This is a genomic window from Tropheryma whipplei str. Twist (genome assembly GCF_000007485.1).
Classification (GTDB): domain Bacteria; phylum Actinomycetota; class Actinomycetes; order Actinomycetales; family Microbacteriaceae; genus Tropheryma; species Tropheryma whipplei.
This window is the reverse complement of the sequence record NC_004572.3, coordinates 756,573-773,507: the sequence shown is the minus strand read 5'-3', so window position 1 is coordinate 773,507 and position 16,935 is coordinate 756,573. Positions and strand designations below refer to the sequence as shown.

The 16,935-nt window shown below is 47.5% G+C and carries 20 protein-coding genes; 16 read left to right on the top strand and 4 right to left on the bottom strand.

Annotated features, from left to right (window positions below):
- Positions 1–2 precede the first annotated feature (2 nt).
- Positions 3–902: an NUDIX hydrolase gene (locus TWT_RS03745; protein WP_011096620.1), complete on the bottom strand. Its 900-nt coding sequence runs from the start codon at positions 900–902 to the stop codon at positions 3–5.
- A 47-nt stretch (positions 903–949) separates the two neighbouring features.
- Complete coding sequence (locus TWT_RS03740; protein ID WP_011102715.1) at positions 950–1,960, bottom strand: GNAT family N-acetyltransferase; 1,011 nt, start codon at positions 1,958–1,960, stop codon at positions 950–952.
- A 73-nt stretch (positions 1,961–2,033) separates the two neighbouring features.
- Here TWT_RS03740 and TWT_RS03735 point away from each other — a divergent pair, with 73 nt between their 5' ends.
- The 14 genes from TWT_RS03735 to TWT_RS03675 all read left to right on the top strand — a co-directional run bounded on the left by TWT_RS03735 (position 2,034) and on the right by TWT_RS03675 (position 13,692).
- A complete protein-coding gene (locus tag TWT_RS03735) occupies positions 2,034–2,588 on the top strand; it encodes a vitamin K epoxide reductase family protein (protein WP_011096618.1) in 555 nt (184 codons plus the stop codon).
- 313 nt (positions 2,589–2,901) lie between these two features.
- Positions 2,902–3,882, top strand: coding sequence for a YgfZ/GcvT domain-containing protein (locus TWT_RS03730; RefSeq protein WP_148224279.1), 981 nt, complete (start codon positions 2,902–2,904; stop codon positions 3,880–3,882).
- 45 nt (positions 3,883–3,927) lie between these two features.
- Positions 3,928–4,593: a 2,3-bisphosphoglycerate-dependent phosphoglycerate mutase gene (locus TWT_RS03725; RefSeq protein WP_011096615.1), complete on the top strand. Its 666-nt coding sequence runs from the start codon at positions 3,928–3,930 to the stop codon at positions 4,591–4,593.
- Between the two features lie 73 nt (positions 4,594–4,666).
- Positions 4,667–5,293, top strand: coding sequence for a 50S ribosomal protein L25/general stress protein Ctc (locus TWT_RS03720; RefSeq protein WP_237696841.1), 627 nt, complete (start codon positions 4,667–4,669; stop codon positions 5,291–5,293).
- 99 nt (positions 5,294–5,392) lie between these two features.
- Positions 5,393–5,971 (top strand): hypothetical protein, encoded by a 579-nt coding sequence (locus tag TWT_RS03715; RefSeq protein WP_011102711.1) that lies wholly within the window; start codon positions 5,393–5,395, stop codon positions 5,969–5,971.
- Between the two features lie 23 nt (positions 5,972–5,994).
- Entirely contained in the window at positions 5,995–6,756 is a 762-nt protein-coding gene (locus TWT_RS03710) for a hypothetical protein (RefSeq protein WP_044143946.1), read from the top strand.
- A 245-nt stretch (positions 6,757–7,001) separates the two neighbouring features.
- Positions 7,002–7,547: an aminoacyl-tRNA hydrolase gene (gene pth / locus TWT_RS03705; protein WP_237696840.1), complete on the top strand. Its 546-nt coding sequence runs from the start codon at positions 7,002–7,004 to the stop codon at positions 7,545–7,547.
- A gap of 363 nt (positions 7,548–7,910) precedes the next feature.
- Complete coding sequence (locus TWT_RS03700) at positions 7,911–8,903, top strand: phosphotriesterase family protein (RefSeq protein ID WP_011102708.1); 993 nt, start codon at positions 7,911–7,913, stop codon at positions 8,901–8,903.
- Positions 8,903–9,583: a 3-keto-L-gulonate-6-phosphate decarboxylase UlaD gene (locus tag TWT_RS03695; RefSeq protein ID WP_011096608.1), complete on the top strand. Its 681-nt coding sequence runs from the start codon at positions 8,903–8,905 to the stop codon at positions 9,581–9,583. Before TWT_RS03700 ends, TWT_RS03695 begins: the two co-directional genes overlap by 1 nt.
- Positions 9,584–9,608: 25 nt before the next feature.
- Positions 9,609–10,463, top strand: coding sequence for an L-ribulose-5-phosphate 3-epimerase (locus tag TWT_RS03690; protein WP_011096607.1), 855 nt, complete (start codon positions 9,609–9,611; stop codon positions 10,461–10,463).
- Complete coding sequence (locus TWT_RS03685) at positions 10,457–11,128, top strand: L-ribulose-5-phosphate 4-epimerase (protein ID WP_011102707.1); 672 nt, start codon at positions 10,457–10,459, stop codon at positions 11,126–11,128. Before TWT_RS03690 ends, TWT_RS03685 begins: the two co-directional genes overlap by 7 nt.
- The gene (locus TWT_RS03680; protein ID WP_011096605.1) at positions 11,121–12,065 is read left to right on the top strand and encodes a sugar kinase; all 945 of its coding nucleotides are present in this window, start codon (positions 11,121–11,123) and stop codon (positions 12,063–12,065) included. The genes TWT_RS03685 and TWT_RS03680 overlap by 8 nt, the downstream gene beginning before the upstream one ends.
- A gap of 215 nt (positions 12,066–12,280) precedes the next feature.
- Positions 12,281–12,415 (top strand): hypothetical protein, encoded by a 135-nt coding sequence (locus TWT_RS05175; RefSeq protein ID WP_272940634.1) that lies wholly within the window; start codon positions 12,281–12,283, stop codon positions 12,413–12,415.
- Positions 12,373–13,692: an MFS transporter gene (locus TWT_RS03675; RefSeq protein ID WP_011102706.1), complete on the top strand. Its 1,320-nt coding sequence runs from the start codon at positions 12,373–12,375 to the stop codon at positions 13,690–13,692. The genes TWT_RS05175 and TWT_RS03675 overlap by 43 nt, the downstream gene beginning before the upstream one ends.
- A gap of 34 nt (positions 13,693–13,726) precedes the next feature.
- On the opposite strand, the gene xseB is transcribed toward TWT_RS03675, so the two are convergent.
- Both xseB and xseA read right to left on the bottom strand, forming a co-directional pair.
- Positions 13,727–14,092 carry an exodeoxyribonuclease VII small subunit gene (gene xseB / locus TWT_RS03670; RefSeq protein ID WP_011102705.1) on the bottom strand — a complete coding sequence of 122 codons (366 nt, stop codon included), beginning with the start codon at positions 14,090–14,092 and terminating at the stop codon, positions 13,727–13,729.
- A gap of 48 nt (positions 14,093–14,140) precedes the next feature.
- Entirely contained in the window at positions 14,141–15,355 is a 1,215-nt protein-coding gene (gene xseA, locus TWT_RS03665) for an exodeoxyribonuclease VII large subunit (protein WP_011096602.1), read from the bottom strand.
- Positions 15,356–15,468: 113 nt separating this feature from the next.
- Here xseA and TWT_RS03660 point away from each other — a divergent pair, with 113 nt between their 5' ends.
- On the top strand, positions 15,469–16,437 hold the full coding sequence (locus tag TWT_RS03660; RefSeq protein ID WP_011102704.1) for a 4-hydroxy-3-methylbut-2-enyl diphosphate reductase: 969 nt from the start codon (positions 15,469–15,471) through the stop codon (positions 16,435–16,437).
- A complete protein-coding gene (locus TWT_RS03655) occupies positions 16,434–16,904 on the top strand; it encodes a hypothetical protein (RefSeq protein ID WP_011102703.1) in 471 nt (156 codons plus the stop codon). Before TWT_RS03660 ends, TWT_RS03655 begins: the two co-directional genes overlap by 4 nt.
- Positions 16,905–16,935: the final 31 nt, after the last annotated feature.

Here is a 16,935-nt window from a genome sequence, read left to right as displayed (position 1 = left end):
CCCTACAGGGTTACAACCCTGTATTCTCCCGGTGCGATATTTGTTTGCTCAACACCTAAGGCGCTGAGTGTTGATGCTATAAGCGGCGCATGGGTACAGATCAAGATACATTCCCCCGGATATTCCCTTATATTCTCCAAGATATTGTCACCGCTCTCACCGCCAAGTGCTGGATCGTTGAGTACATCTATTCCTGTTTTGGATAGCGGATGGACGGTCTGTATGCATCTCTGTTTTGGTGAGCAGTATATTTTTTCCGGCGCCCAGGGCGATAGTTCAACGGGAAGTGTTTGTGAACGCTGCATGCCTAACGGTGACAGAGCATCCTCTCCGTGTGTGTGTGCATGCCTCAGAAGAATAACAGTTTTTCCATGAAACAGCTCTGCTCTTCTTTTGTATAGATCAAGAAATTTATTTGCGATTTCCATATCGCTCTTGTGTAGCTGAGCCCTTTTAATATCCGAAGCTTTTATCCAGTGTATTTTCTGAACTTCGTCATTTGATAAAAATTTCTCTATAACCCTTGGCTTTGCGGCCCAGTAATGAACCTGTTTCTTGATTAGCTGTTTTCTGCCCTGCCTGGTATTTGCATTCCTCATGGCGTGACCACTTCTATTTGGATAGTCTGCAGAACCTAAAAATGAGTAGGAGCTTTCCCCAATAAACTGCCCCAACCTAACTGTTACATTCGTCTCTTCCAGAGTTTCCCGAAACGCTGTCAAATGGAGACTTTCGCCTGGCTCTCTCTTTCCTTTTGGAAAGGATACGCCGCCGTATCCGCGACGACTTATGGTCAGAATTTCCACTTCTGCATCATCTCGCTGTCGCCAACATATGGTGCCAGCAGCAATTTGTATCACCCACTTGTCGTTTGGGATTGATCCATTTTGCGCCTCGCTCATCTACACAACCCTAACTATTTGTGAGAATTCTTCACAGACCTTCTGCTTCATCTTCCTCCCCGTACATTGAACAAAATGTCTCTTTCAACTTCTGCGAAATTAAATTTTCTATAGAGGTTTATTGCTTTTTTGTTTGTCTCATCGACATATAAAAAAATGAGTTCAACACCCCTTCTGTACATTATGTCAAGCGCTCGCTCCAATAATTTGCTACCCAATCCACCACCGGTGCTTCCCAGAGAGTAAATTTCCCCTTTACGGCTGTGCTTATTGAGTTTTATCCAAACATAACCCGCAACCTTCCCATTCTTTATCGCAAGTATGAATCTTTTCCTGCTAAACCAAGGTTGCGAGTAGCAAAGCCTGAGGTCATTTATCGTCAGCTTCCCATACTCCGGATGATCTTTAAAAATTTCTGCATTGAGGGCTAGCCATTCAATCTCATCACGAGTTGCTTTCGTGCCCCTACCTGTCCTAAAACACCTATAGGTAACTGACTCTACCGCTCCTCTGCGTGATAAGAACGCCACTTTTTGCAAAACTCGCTTTGCATATTCAATCCACCGCATTCGACTAAGGGATTGCAACAAGGATTTTACTCGCGCTCTGGGGTTTTTGAGATGCATTATGCACACAACACGTTCCTCTGTAGCCCCATATCTTTTTGCAAGGGCCAGCGCGGCTGGATGGGCTCCGTGTGCCCAGAATTTTACATCGCCCGGGATACGCTTACGTATTTCATTGAGGAAGTATGTCCCGTAACCGTTTTTCCTGTGCCCTGGAATTATCACCATTTCTGCCTCATTGCCGTTTACGAGGGCTATACCTAATGTAATTTGCCACTCTATATCAAGGGGATTTGGACAGAAAAAATCACTTCCAGTCGAGTTATGCAGGGTTTTGTCAGACATAAGACATAATACGCTTGGCTTGCCCAAAAGCGTATAGTCAGAAAAAGGAGGGTGTGAGTCAAATTGCTGGCAGACAGCGGCAACTTTCCGCAATCGACTTTCGTCGAATGGCACCTCTCTGACAAGCAGTTTTTCAGACAATGACATTTAACATCAATGGTATTCGATATTGTTCCGTGTTTAGAGTCTCGTATTAGAATCATCTGGTAGGCGATCTTGGTTGGGGGTTGCACTGCAGAAGGGTGCCGTTAGGTTCATCGCGATTACAGCTTGTGGGATAGTAGGTGTCGCCCTTAGCTTACTCGTCACGCTTGAAAAGATAGCTGTTCTGGGCGATCCCCACCATGTGCCCGCCTGTTCTTTGAGCAAGCTCGTCAATTGTCTTTCCGTTTTGGATTCTCCCGAGGCTTCCTTATTCTTCGGTATTCCGAATTCACTAATTGGACTTATTGGCTTTTCTGTTGTTACCAGTTTTGGCGTTTTTGGGATCGCATTTGGCACCTTTCCCCAATGGCTCTGGACTTGCTTCACCGTTGGTATGCTTTCCGCGACGTTGTTCTGCATTTTCTTATCGTATGTTTCGTCATTTCTGATTGGAGCTGTGTGTTTGTATTGTGTTGGCGTGTGGGTTGTCAGCAGCCTGGGTTTTGCACTTGGCCTTTCGCCGACTTTACACAATACAAGGTTCGCGATTCTTTGCGGTTATGGACCATTGGCCTTTGGTAGTTGCATTATTTACTTTGCATCTGTTCTGATCTTCGGCGTCTTTCTATAACAATTGTTGTCGAATTATTCCGTACTGTTGTGGTGGACTGGCTTGACCAATCAATGCTTTGCATTTGGTGTACATTAGACCGTGTGAACGGCATGTCGCTTGTATCCCTTGAAATGCTGTGTGTGGGCATCCTGGTACTTATTACTCTTGCCATTGCATATGCTGCCATTTCTGTCTTGGTAAGACTCTTTAGGTAAAAGGTCGATGTTTAGCTGACTCTTGATGTTCTTGAATCTGGATACAGCAGTTCCGTTTCGGATTGCACGGAGAGTATTGGCTGTTACCCTTGTTGCAACGGTGGAGCAGTAGTATCGTGGGTAAATCGAAAATGGTTGAAAAAGATCACTACGGGTCCATTTTTCACGAGCAACGTGATTTGTATGCCGGTAAGTCTGTTGTTCCGCTTGACCCTGCGCGAGTGCTTCGCCTCTTTGGCGAGGACAGGTTTAAAATCCTCCACGCAATCAGCACTCAGGACTATACCCAACCCATGATTTCGACCGAAACACTTTTTTTGAACTCTCAGGGCAGGGTTATCAATAGAGCCTGCGTTGTAGCTGCCCAAGAATGCGCGTGGCTGTTTTGTGATTCTGGCAAGCTCGCGGGACAGCTTGCCGAATACCTTCTTAGCATGCGGTTTACACTGAAATTTGATATTGAACCGGTAAAGGAGCTTTTTTTCTATGCCGGGTTTTGCGATCCACCAGAGCGTCTTGCTGAATGGCAGGATCCATGGCCCAATATCTGCCCGGGCGGTTATTCGTACGCCCCCACAGATCTTGAGCAACCCCCGTGGGGGATTAAGTTTTTTCTGTGCAGAACACAACTTTCGGGGCCTTTTTCGGGCACTCACGCACTACTGGCAGGTTTGATTGCCGCAGGCCGCCCCAGCATGCGAGAAGTTGATGAGTTAAGCCTGCCTCACGAGCTCGGTTGGTTGCGCACTGCGGTTCATCTGACTAAAGGCTGTTACCGGGGTCAGGAACTTGTCGCTAAGCTGCACAATCTCGGTCGCCCGCCACGCCGTATGGTGCGGCTTATGCTGGATGGCCAGCTTCCCATGCCCGATGCGGTAATACTGTGTGATGGTAAACGGGTTGGCCGTGTTACATCTGTTGCTAATCATTGGGAGCTTGGCCCAATCGCTCTTGGGGTTGTAAAACGCTCTGTTCCTGAGGGCAAGGTATTGCTTGTTGACTCTGAACAGGGCCCAATCTCTGCTCTGGTTGAGACCTTGGTGTCTCCAGATTCCGGGTCTGTTGCATCTGTGCCGCGCATGAAAAGGCTAACATAACTTGTGTGACCCGAGTAAGCAAATTGTCACTAGACTTGGTGGGGTATGGATAATCTAGTTTTGCTACGTCACGGGAATAGCCTATGGAATCAAGAGAATCTTTTTACTGGCTGGGTTGATGTTCGCCTGAGTGAACTTGGCGAGAAAGAGGCGAAAACTGCCGGGCAACTCTTGCGTGAAGCCAACAGATACCCTGATGTCTTGTTCACCTCTCTGCTAACCCGTTCTATTCAAACGGCTCATATAGCACTCATGGAGATCGATCGTGTTTGGCTGCCAACTTTTCGTAGTTGGCGATTGAACGAGAGACATTACGGAAGCTTACAGGGTAAAAATAAAGCCCAGGTACTGGAGGAGTTTGGTGAAGAGCAGTTCAATTCCTGGCGCCGTGGTTACGATACACCCCCGCCACCGCTGCACAGCCAAGCTGATGACCCCCGCTATGAGGAGCCACCACCCCTTTCAGAGTCACTGAAGGACGTACAGAATAGACTTCTGCCTTATTGGCAGGGTGTGATTCTTCCGCATCTTGTTGCCGGAAAGGTTGTTCTTGTGGTTGCTCACGGAAATTCTTTGCGTGCCCTTGTGAAACACCTCGAGTGCATATCGGATACAGACGTGTGTCAGCTCAATATTCCGACTGGCATACCCCTTGTGTATTCTATTGACCCTTCGGGTTGTGCAACACATCCCGGTAGATATTTGCCCTAGCAGTCTCCGCCCCCTTGGGCAGGGTTTCTGATGTATATAATTTTTTGCTAGGCTTTTTGTCGCTGGTGCGCAAGTGGGTGTGCTGTTTGTATTTGCGCTTGGTCTGCGCGCCACGCGTGTGTTATTCGGGGGTTCTATGGTGTATCCGGTTGTAGAGGCCGAGAGCAGGGTTGGTTTTGGTAAAGGGTTTGCGCGCCGTGCACGCGCCGCCGGCAAGATACCTGCTGTTGCGTATGGCCTTAAAAGGGCACCTGAGCATGTTTTGCTGCCGGCAGCGCAGATGTCTCTCATTATGCGTAGAGCCAATGCCCTTCTGCAACTCAAGATTGATGCCCGCGAATCTTTGGTTCTTATAAAGCAGGTTCAGAGAGATCGCATCAGGAACATCATTGAGCATTTGGATATGCTGTTTGTAAATGAAGATGATGCAGTGACCATTCGTGTTCCGCTGCGCTTTGTTGGTCAAAGCTATGCGGGCACCGTGACTTCTGTCGAGAATTATTCGGTTGCTGTAACCCTGCAGGTGTCTCAAATCCCCGAAGCTCTTGTTGTTGATGTGTCAGGCTTGCAGGCCGGCAGGCGTATTTTTGCATCTGATATTGCGCTTCCTGATGGTGCTTTACTTGTCAGCCCGCCACGCTTGCTCATTGCAAAGGTCGACCCTGTCCGCCGTGCCACCCAGGAATCTCCCCCAGACTAACCCAAACACAATCATGTATATCACCTAATACACCACAGTGATATACACCCATCTAACCCCCATGTTATAATCAACCCATAACAGGTCAAAGGAGATAAAATGCCTAAGACAAACATGAAGTTCCTAATAACAACCCTCTCTGTAATCTTCTCTCTAATATTCATAGCAACACCCACATACGCAACAACATCTGTAACAACAGATAAAGCAGTAGCAACAACCACAGAACCAAAAGCCAACCAAATAATCAAAGAACTAGAACAAGCAGGATTCACCAAACAAGTAACAGGTAACAAGAGACAAGAAACAATAACCCTAACCAAGGATGGTGTAACTGTAACCCTTACACATGTAACACAACAGACCCGCAACAGCACAGACAGATGGGTCATAGGTGTTACTGATCTCTACTATGGAACTGATGCCTGGGGCTTCTACCTTAAGGCCGGCTGGTCGTTACAAGCTGCGTTGGTTGCGGTAACCTCGGTTGTGCCTAGTGGTGTTCCACTGAAGGCTGCCCTGAGGGTCATTCTTCCCGCCCTCCTCAAAGGGGCTGTGAAATTTGCAGGCTCACTTGACGGTGTGGTTAAGGATGTAAACGACATGCTGTCTTGGCCCTGCCCTCCCTTCCAACCCCGCTACATCCGCTTTGATCCCTTCAGAACCAAGTGTGGCTAATCTGTAACAGATAAGGAGATAAAGTGCCTAAGACAACAACATCTGTAACACAACCCAGACAATCATCCTTCTTTCCCCTCCTAACAGGTTTCTTCACCTATCTCTTTCTCCTTACAAGACCACATAAGAGAAGACTGTTCATGGCAGGATTAGTTAGGAAATACAATAATCCGCCGTGGGGTGTTCATTTCGTCTCGTATGTGCTTACCGCCATACCTGTGATTTTATTTATCATGTCTCTTACATACCTCTTCTCGTTACTTGGTGTGGATCGGGGCTATTACATGACAAGCGGTTCAAGCGGCGGCTCGTTCTTTTTCTTAATTTTCGTGCTCTTTTTCTATCAGTTAGTAGTCTTTCCATACCTGGATCGCACAAAACGATCCTTCTTCCTCCGCTACTCCTATTACTCACAAACCCCCTCTTTCCAAAACCCAACCAAACGCAGACAAATCCTCCTGCTTGACGTGCAACAAAAAGGCACTCGCTGGACCTCTGATGATGTTTTGAATTTTATTGCCTCGCTTGCTGTGTTTCTATTTATCTGGCTATTGCTCTTGCCGGACTCTCCTGGACTGCCGCTCTTTTATACCCAGAGCCTGCTCCTCTTAGCCTCTATCGCCGCTGTCTACTACCTTTGGCTATTTAGTTACAATTCTCCCCCTATCCGCAAACTCCTCTATAACCTACATATAAGAAGACATGGACCAATACCAAAGGAACTAACAGATATAGTTACCCAAGCCTATGAGATATACCCAGAACAGATAAAGGGTAATAAATAAAACAAGGACATATGCCGCTCTAGGGTATTGGCCGCCGCCGTGATTGTTGTTTTGCACTCTGTTTGCGCCTCGTAGACGCTGACAGTTTATGGACGGATCTCTTCCGTTAACTGTGCTTGGCAGGGCGTACCCCTTATAAGGTAGCAAGTTACCCTGTTCGCTACAGTACGTTGCCGATGCTCGGCAGTTACAGGCCGAGGTTTAGGTTTGTGGCGCTGCATATGTAATGCTTGTGTGTGTACATAGTGGCTGGCCTTGGTAACCCTGGCCCTTCGTATGACAAGACGCGGCACAATGTTGGCCAGATGGTTCTTGATATCTTGTCAGGAGGTGCGCGTTTCAGGCGTCACAAAACGAATAATTTTTATCTTTCACTCGGTGATATCTTGCTCGTCAAACCGGATGCGTATATGAATTTATCGGGTCCCGTTATTGCGAGCCTGATGAAATTTCATTCTGTATCAGACCTACTTGTTCTGCATGACGATATTGACCTTCCTCTCGGCACGCTTCGATTCAAGCAAGGCGGGGGTACTGCCGGCCATAGAGGTCTTAGAAGTATAAGTGATTGCCTTGGTTCTGATTACGCAAGATTAAGGGTTGGTATAGGCAGGCCAGAAAATAACCAAAGCATCGAAGACTTTGTCTTGTCAAACTTCTCTCCTGTTCAGACAGACATTATCAGCAGAACAATACAGCTGGCCGCAGAGGCCGTTTTGCATCTGAGAGACAATGGCTTTGTTGGCGTAAAACAATTCATAGCCCAAACCAAATTGCCCTCTCGGACTTAAATAACGTAACCACCGGTCTTTATTTGCGCACTGTACACTCGAGGGGTCTTGCCAAAAGGAGCCCACTGTACAGTATAACTGCACGGTCACACTGCACGGTCACACTGTCGGCGTGTTTACAAACGTGTTTATAATACTCCCACGCAGTATAAAATTTGTACCATAAAATTTGCGCTTTTGACTTTACCTGAAACGCATGACGGATGCCTCATGCATTAATTTATGGGATTGCTGCATTAATTCATGTCGTTGCACAGTTTTATTTTTCGATAGACTGTTCCTGCTGGATTTTCTGCGTGCGGCATACTTTCACAGCACTTCATGCCAGGTTTTTCGTAATGGTTCGATTTTACGTAGTTTCCCATGGAGGTTGTTTTGGGATTTGTAAGGACGATAAAGGGTGACGTTTCGCCCGATTTACTTGGGTGTGTTAATTGCCACGATCATTTGATTCGTACCGGCGCCGGTGAGGTGTATTTAGACAAGGATCATTTGCTGGACAGTGTCGACAAGGCAGTTGAAGAGGCGAGTTATTTCGTTCAGGCTAGTAAGCGTTGGTCTCAGACGGCAACAATTATTGATATGTGTCCCGCCGATTGTGGGCGTGATGTCCTAAAACTTGTCGAGGTAAACAATCGGATTCCGGGACTTCATATAGTTGTAGCAACAGGCTTCCACCGCGAACACGTTTATCTAGAAACAAAATGCCACTGGGTGAGTCGCTATTCTGTGAACCAGATAGCTGATCTTCTTATAGCTGATATTGAAGAGGGAGTGGATGCCCATGACTATTCTGGACCAATTGTAGAAAGAACCCCTTATAAGGCTGGGGTTATAAAGTTTGCTTCTGCTTATGGCCAGATTACTGAATGGGAGAAAAAGACCCAGGAAGCTGTGGCGATAGCTGCGAAGGTTACCGGTGCACCGATCAACACACATACAACTTTTGGCACAGCCGGTCTTGAACAGGCAAAGCGGTTTATTGAATTGGGTGTTGATCCAGATCAGGTTGCTATAGGCCATATACAGCGAAATGCTGATGTGTACTATCTAGCACAGATACTAAAACTTGGCGTTTATCTCGAGCTTGATGGGACGTATAGGATCAAATATCTCCCTGATAGTGCACGGGTAACGCTTGTGCGTGAACTTGGCAAGCAGGGTTTTGGCAAGCGACTCTTGCTCGGTACCGATTCTGGAAAGCGGAGTTATCAAAAGGCTTACGGTGCGGTGAGTGGCATTGATTACGATCCTTCAGTATTCGCCCCTCGACTGCTGGATGAAGGTTTTGATCCTGATTATGTTGATGATCTGCTTATGTACAATGCACAAACTTTCTTTCAGGTCAGGCGGTAATGACTCGCGCTGTTATAGAACATCCCTCGCGGCCGCTTCTTCAGGTTGCACTCGATACATTTGACCTTTCAAGCGCCCTGGGGCCTCTGCAAAAATCTATTGAGCATGTCGATGTGATAGAGGTTGGCACCATTCTGTGTTTATCAGAAGGGATGTCTGCCGTGCGCGCAATAAGTGCACTTTACCCGCGAAAGCCCGTTTTGGCTGATGTAAGAATTGTTGAGGCTGGGAAGATAATTGCGAGTTTGGCATTCGAATCGGGCGCAGGCTTGGTTTCTGTTGTTTCTGGTGCCAGTGATACGACTGTCAAACAGGTATGTACGGTGGCGCAAAGATTTGGTGGGCAGGTTCAGGTTGAGATAGGGCAGTATTATTCAGATGAGCGCGCGAAAGTTTGGCATGATCTTGGTGTTTCCCACGTTATAGTCAAGCGCTCAAGAGATGCGGAAGGAACATCGGGTGACTCTGCCTGGACGGAAGATAGCTTTGAGCAAATAAAGTATCTGGCTGATCTTGGTTTTATGGTCACAGTCACGGGGGGAATACGTGTTGATACCCTTGCTCAGTTTTCAGGCCTTCCGGTTTCGATATTTATTGCGGGGCGTGCCATCATTGGCGCAGACTGTCCGTCTTCTGCTGCAAGCAGTTTTCAAAAAGAGATAGGCGAATTGTGGCGCTGAACAGAGGGGTACTCCGGATTCTGCCGTGTCAATAGAGATTGGTATATACGAGAAGGCGATTAGACGGCGTGAGACCTGGAGTGAGTTTTTTGCAGCCGCTGCTGCTGCAGGATTTGCGTTTGTTGATCTGTCTGTCGACGAAAGTGATGAAAGAATAGAGCGCCTCACTTGGCCTGATACCAGAAGATGCGAACTTAGGGCCGCTGCTAACCGTGAAGGTATTGCCCTCGGCGGTATATGCCTTTCTGTTCACAGGAAGATTGCCCCGGCCAGCCAAGACGCTGCCGTGCGCGATAGGGCCCGCCTGTTTCTCCGTCAAGGTGTTGATTTGTGCTCTAGTCTTGGTATCCCGATTCTGCAGTTGGCTGGTTACTATGATTACTATGGGATGCCGCATCCCGATTCGCGAAAGCTGTTTATAGATTTTTTACACTATTCTGCTGCCTATGCGTCTTTGAACGGGGTCGTTCTTGGTGTTGAGAATGTGGATACAAATGGGATAACCTCGATTATTTCAGGCAGGGAGGCTGTTGAACAGGTGGGATCTCCTTGGCTTAAGCTGTATCCTGATATAGGTAATTTGACCGAGCGACAATTGAGTACTCGGCAGGAACTTGCAGCTGGTAGAGGATTTATGTTTGCTTTACATGCTAAGGATACTCGTCCCGGTGAACCTCGTCGTGTCCCGATGGGTTGTGGGCATGTTCCGTGGAAAGAGGCCTTTGATGAGCTGCATCGTCAAAACTGGTCCGGACGAATGATGATAGAGATGTGGAATGATGACAGTCCTGACTCTGAGCGCATTGCCTCGCGCGCTCGGGAGTTCATAACTGCACGGCTCGGTGAGTCTGGTATCGCTGTTGTCTCTAAGGCATGTTAGAGGATTTGAGGGCTCGCGTTTGCGAGGGTAACCTGCGCCTTCCCAGAGAGGGCTTGGTTACTTGGACCTCCGGTAACTTGTCTGCGAGAGATCCTGATACTGGGCTTGTTGTTATAAAACCTTCTGGGGTCCTGTATGAGAATATGACTCCGGAGGATATGGTTGTTGTTTCCCTCGACGGTGAAATTGTTGAAGGTTCTATGCCGCCTTCGTCCGATACCGCGTCCCATTTGGGCGTGTACCGCAAGCGGGATGATGTTGTCAGTATTGTGCACACTCATTCTAGGTATGCTACTGCATTTGCTGCGGTTGGAAAAGAGATTCCATGCTGTATAACTGCAGTCGCTGATGAATTTGGTGGTCCAATTCCTTGTGGGGATTATGCGGTCATTGGCGGCGAAGAGATTGGCGAAGAGATTGTCAGAAAGATTGGTCACTCTCCGGCTATACTCATGAAACAGCATGGAGTTTTTACCGTTGGCGCGACCATACACGATGCGCTCAAAGCTGCGGTTATGGTCGAGGATGTCGCAAGAACAATCTTTGCTGCGATGCAGATAGGCGATATTGAGCCTTTGCCTGAGGTCGAAATCAGGCGAAATTATGAGAGATATAAAAATAGATACGGGACTATGTCCGCGAGTGATGGGGTAAAAAGTGCCTAGATACGATGTTGTTTCTTTGGGCGAGGGTCAGATACGTCTCACCGTTCCACGTGGAGAGAATCTTCTTACGGCAAAGCAGCTTTACTTGACTGCAGCCGGTTCGGAGGCAAATGTAACAGGGCTTCTGTCTCAGCTGGGTCATTCTTGTGCGTGGGCATCTGTAATACCGAAAGGTGAGCTTGGTGATCGCATAGTCAGAGAGTACAGAGCCGTTGGTACGGATGTGTCTCATATCGTACGGACGGACACGGGACGCGTGGCTCTTTATTTCTTACAGCCAGGCGCGGACCCAATGCCCGCCGAGGTTGTGTATGACAGGCTACACACGCCGTTTAGGGAGATAGAACCCGAGATATTTGATTGGGGATCCTTACTTGATACGCGCATTCTTTTTATAACTGGCATAACCATGGCTTTAACAGAAAAAACAAGACGGGTGATTGAGTATGGTGTTGCCTGCGCGTCAGAACGGGGTGTCGATATTGTCCTCGATGTGAATCACAGGGCCCGTCTCTGGAGTGGCAAGGAGGCAAGAGGTGTCATCGTTCCGCTCCTGGATAAGGTGAAGATTCTCTTCTGCAGTCGTGGTGATGCAGATAGGGTGTTTGGTATAACAGGTGAGCCGGATGATGTTGCGCGTACCCTGCGCGCCCGTTATGGTGTACCTACGGTTGTGTCCACTGCTGGCACACAGGGTGTTTACCTGTCTAGTGCCACTGGAGAGGAAAGTTTTCCTGTAACCCCGGTGCGGGTTATTGACCGCCCCGGTGCGGGTGATGCTTTCGTCGGCGGTAGTCTTCATGGTCATCTATCGGGTGATTTGCGCATGGGTATAAAAACCGGGATGCTCGCTGCCCAACATGCCCTCAGTCACTATGGTGATTTGGTGTCAACCAGTGCCTTTGGTGAGTATACGAGCACGGATATCCTTCGTTAGTTCCTTGTTCGTGATCTTCTTGCCCTTGTCTCAATCGATGAGATAGGTTGCGCTTCTTGGGACTCTCACGCTGTACAGTCACACTGTAGCCCGTTTGAGATGTAGTTCTGAGGTTCATATGTCTTTGGCCTATGGTCCGTGGATTAGCCGTGGGGTTATCGTACATGCATAGATTATTTTTTGTGAATGCCGCAGGTTGTTGACGGTGGATTTATGTGATACCCTTTGAGGGTTCGGTCTTTCGACTGCGTTCTGGACTTGGTCAGTGTCGACTTTGTTCTTCTTTCTGTCTTGACTTGGGGGTTCTATGGCACGCCGGGCTACGTGTTATCGATACTGGGTTCTTATAGTTCTGTCATTGGTAACGTTTACAAACTATCTTGATAGAGCAACGGTGTCTGTTGCGGTTGATGAAATCAAAGCCGAATTTAATATGAACGATATTCAGATGGGCTTTCTTCTGTCTCAATTCGTTTGGGGGATCGTGATAGTCATTCCTCTCATTGCCTATTTGCTCCAGAGGTTTGGCGCGCGTTCCGTCGGCGGGTACGGCGTGTTGGGATTCTCGCTTATGACGCTTTTCACGCCATTTTCGACAGGGTTTTATAGCTTCGCGTTTTTCCGCCTTGGTCTCGGTGCTTTTGAAGCACCAACATTCCCCGTGAATTCATTTTTTGCAAGAAAATGGTTTCCGCGGCGCGATCGCGCAAAAGCTGTTAGTGCCTATATGGCAGCCTCTTTTGCCGGCCTTGCCTTTGCCGTTCCGGTTCTTACGTGGATACTCGGAGTGTTTGCTACATGGCGCGCTGTGTTTGTGTTTGGCGGTATTGTCGGTATTGTTGTGTCAATTATCTGGTTTCTGTCGATTCGCTCCGATGATCCATCCAAGTCTCGTTTTGTTTCTAAGGAAGAGCTTGAGTATATACAGAGTGATTCTCCTGACGCAAAGGACAATAAGGTAAAGGCGCGCGCCAGCTTTAGAGATTGGGTTGCCGTCCTGACACACCGCAGGCTTGTCGGACTTTATATAGGTGCGTTTTCTACATCGACAATTGTTTTCTTCTTTATAAGTTGGTTTCCAAATTACCTGAAGAGCAATCTTGGCTTTGATCTTAAGAGTGGAGCGTTATACCTTTCTTCAGCACCGTACATCGCCGGGATATTTGGTATGTTGTTCGCTGGATGGTTGTCCGATCGCCTAGTAAAGGCCGGTTTTACCCCGGGAAATGCCCGTAAGGTAACTGTAACTGTCGGCCTGACCGGATCAATTCCCCTTCTCTTTATTCCTATTATGGGTGGTGCCCCGCGGTGGGTCCTTTTCTCTCTGGTGATTGTTGTTTTCTTTTTCGCGGGTATGGCAAATACCGCCTGGCTTCTGGCTTCAGAGATTGCAACTCCGCGGCTTCTCGGCCTTACAACCGGTGTTTACGGGTTCTGGGTTAATCTGTTTGGTGCCTCATCTCCGCTGGTTGTTGGGTTTATACTGCAGTTCACCGGGCACAACTATGGTGCCGTCTTCACATATCTCGGTATTGCTGCACTTATTGGTGTTATAGCCTATGTGTTTGTGATAGACAAGGTTGAGTCAATTCCTGATCGCGTAAAGACAAAGACAAATCCTGCCTGACGGGTGTGTCTTTAGCGCAATTTGCTTACTGCCGTTAGGCTTCGGATTCCTTGAGCGAGGCGTCTTCTGGATTTGTGGTGTCACCGTAGTTAAGCCTTTTCATGGCGTCTTGCAGTACCTCTTCGCAATAACCCACAAGAAGTCTTCCCTCTTCCCAGAGCTTTAGAGACGCTTCAAGACTTTGAGACGGCTCTTGCAGTTTGCGTAGTATTTCCTGAAGTCTATCACGGGCCTCCTCGTAGGATGCACAGTTTCCACCCGTTACTGCGCTAACCTCTCCATTAGTATGCACAGGTTTATTATTGGTTTGTGTATTGTTGGAATGCACACTTTCCTCATTTACCCCATCACCTACATTGTCATTATTTTCCAGATACACAATTCCTCCCAGTGCAAACACTATACTGCCCTATAACAGCACCTAAACAACTTGTCGAAATATACAGTCTCACTGGGTAATTTCCGCCCTAACAAGACCGTCATGAAGCCTGAGGGTAACAGTATCTCCAGCACTCAGTTTATCTGCGCTACTTATTATCCGACCAGTTTCATCCTCGATCATTGCATATCCTCTCACAAGGGTATTTTGAGGGGATATGGCTAGAAGGTGCTTTTTTATGGCAGCGATCTCAGTTTCTGTCTTAGAAAAATTTGCCCATACAACCGTCAGCATCTGCTGATAGAACAAATCTATTTCTCGCCGTCTTGGCGCAATAAAAGTCTCGAATGGGTTACTGAAAGCCTGCGACCAACTTAACGTATCACACTTGATTTTGTCAATTACAGGCTCATAACTCTTTTTAAGGAAAGACATTGCGCTCTTAATGAGGCGTTTCTCGTCAGCAATATCTGGCACAACCCTTTTTGCCGCATCTGTTGGGGTTGATGCTCTAAGATCTGCAACCTCATCCAATATTGGTCTGTCAGCTTCATGTCCTATTGCAGATATTAGAGGTGTTTTTATTGCAAAAACCGCCCTGATCATTTGCTCGTCGCTAAACCCTATTAGGTCGTGAAAACTACCACCACCTCTGGCAACAATTATTACGTCGACATCATTATTAGCGTCCAGTTTCTGTATTGCAGAAATGGTTTCACTAACACATGATGCGCCTTGCATGCTTGCATATATTGTGCAGAATTTTGCTGCCGGCCACCGGAGAAGCACATTCGTTACAACATCTTTTTCTGCATCTGAATTCTGGCCGGTTACAAGTCCTATTAGTTTTGGAATAAAGGGAAGAGGTCTTTTATGCTCATAAAGCCCTTCAAGGGCAAGTTGCACACGAAGACGGGCTATACGTTCAATCAGTTCACCTATTCCAACCGACTGGATCTCAAAACCCTTTACCTTGATCTGCCCACTGGTTGCCCAGAACTCCAATTTTCCGTGTATTTTTACCCTGTTGCCAACCTCTACCTCGTCTTTAAATGCGTCAAACGGGAGAAAAAATTCGAGGTGCTTTGATTCGTTCATATCTTTTAGGGTTAGAAAAACACCTATTCTCCTCGGGCTTAACTGGGTTACCTCACCCTCTATCCACGTCGCCGGTAGCTCGCCGAGCAATGATGATAACCTGCCCGTGATATGGGAGACTTGCCTTGGATTACCGCACGAGCCTAGCGGATCTTGTCTATACATCTCGTCGGCTTGCATATCCATCTAACTCTTTCCAGTCAAATATAATAAACTGCCAGTGTACGTGTTTGCTATATGTTTGTGCTCTGGGTCCTATCTTAATCGGGTTGTATTGTTTAGCTGCTTGACTTGTTTCTGTGCATCATACAGGTTTGGGTTCCGGCGTGGCTAAGCGGGTTTTGCTTGCCTCCCCCAGGGGTTACTGCGCTGGCGTTGACAGGGCGGTTATAGCTGTTGAAAAAGCCCTTGAGCGGCATGGCCCTCCGGTTTACGTGCGCAAGCAGATTGTTCACAACGTGCACGTTGTGGGAAGTCTTGAAAAAAGAGGTGCGATTTTTGTTGATCAGGTGGATCAGATTCCCCCCGGTGCAGTGACAATCTTTAGTGCGCATGGCGTTAGTCCTGCTGTTGTTCATTCTGCAAATGAGCGGGGGCTACAAGTTATTGATGCGACGTGCCCGCTTGTAACAAAGGTTCATCGTGAAGTTATTCGTTTTTCAAAGGCCGGTTATTTCATCCTGCTCATAGGTCATTCTGGTCACGAGGAGGTTGAAGGCACAAGCGGACATGCCCCAGATAGAGTGTTGATTGTAAATTCCCCAGATGAGGCAGATACAATCGACGTTCCGCACACGGATAAGTTGGTTTGGCTGAGTCAAACAACCCTATCTGTTGACGAAACCTTAGAGACAGTTAAGCGCTTGCGCCTACGCTTCCCTCACATACAAGACCCACCGAGTGATGATATATGCTATGCAACACAGAATAGGCAAGCGGCTGTCAAAAAAATAGCACCGCTGTCTGACTTGGTGATTGTTGTTGGTTCTGCTAACTCGTCAAACTCAGTTAGACTTGTTGAGGTGGCGCTCGAAAATGGCGCCAAGGCTGCTGTCCGCCTTGATTATGCCGACGAGCTTGATCCGGCTTTGCTGGATAAGGTTGATGTTGTTGGTGTCACTAGTGGCGCGTCCGTGCCGGAGATTTTGGTTAGGGATTTGCTAGAAGTCCTGGCACGCGCAGGATATACGAAGGTAGAGTCTGTACAGACAGCGGTCGAGGATTTGGTCTTTTCCCTACCCAAGGGTCTTAGAGAAAGTAGAAAATGAGCAAAGCCGATCTTAAGAAAGCTCCGAAATATGGTGAATACGCGACTTTTGAGCAGCAGCAGGCGCTTATACAGACTTCAACGGAGTTACCGAAGAAAAGTCCTGAAGTAGCACCTCCTCCACCCAGAAGTGGTGGGGTTATAACAGTTGCTCTGATTGTTTATATTGTTGTGAGCAACCTTATTGCCTTTTCTGATCACCCGGCACAGCGCATTCTCGAAAGATTGTCCTACGCGCTGAAGAGCAGTGGGTACAAGCCACTTGATGTTAACACGGTTGACTATAGGGCGTTGGATTACTGGCTGAGCTTTGGGACACTTGTTATAGTTGTTGGCATCATAGTGTTATCGTATTTCCGCATAAAGCAACGTAAGAGCAGTTTTTGGGTGCCTCTTCTGGGGCTTTTGTCAATTTTTGCATATCAGCTTTTTGTTGTCCTGGTGTTCGTGAACAGGATATTTACGTAGCTGCTTTATATCCTGCGGTTTAACTCGATTT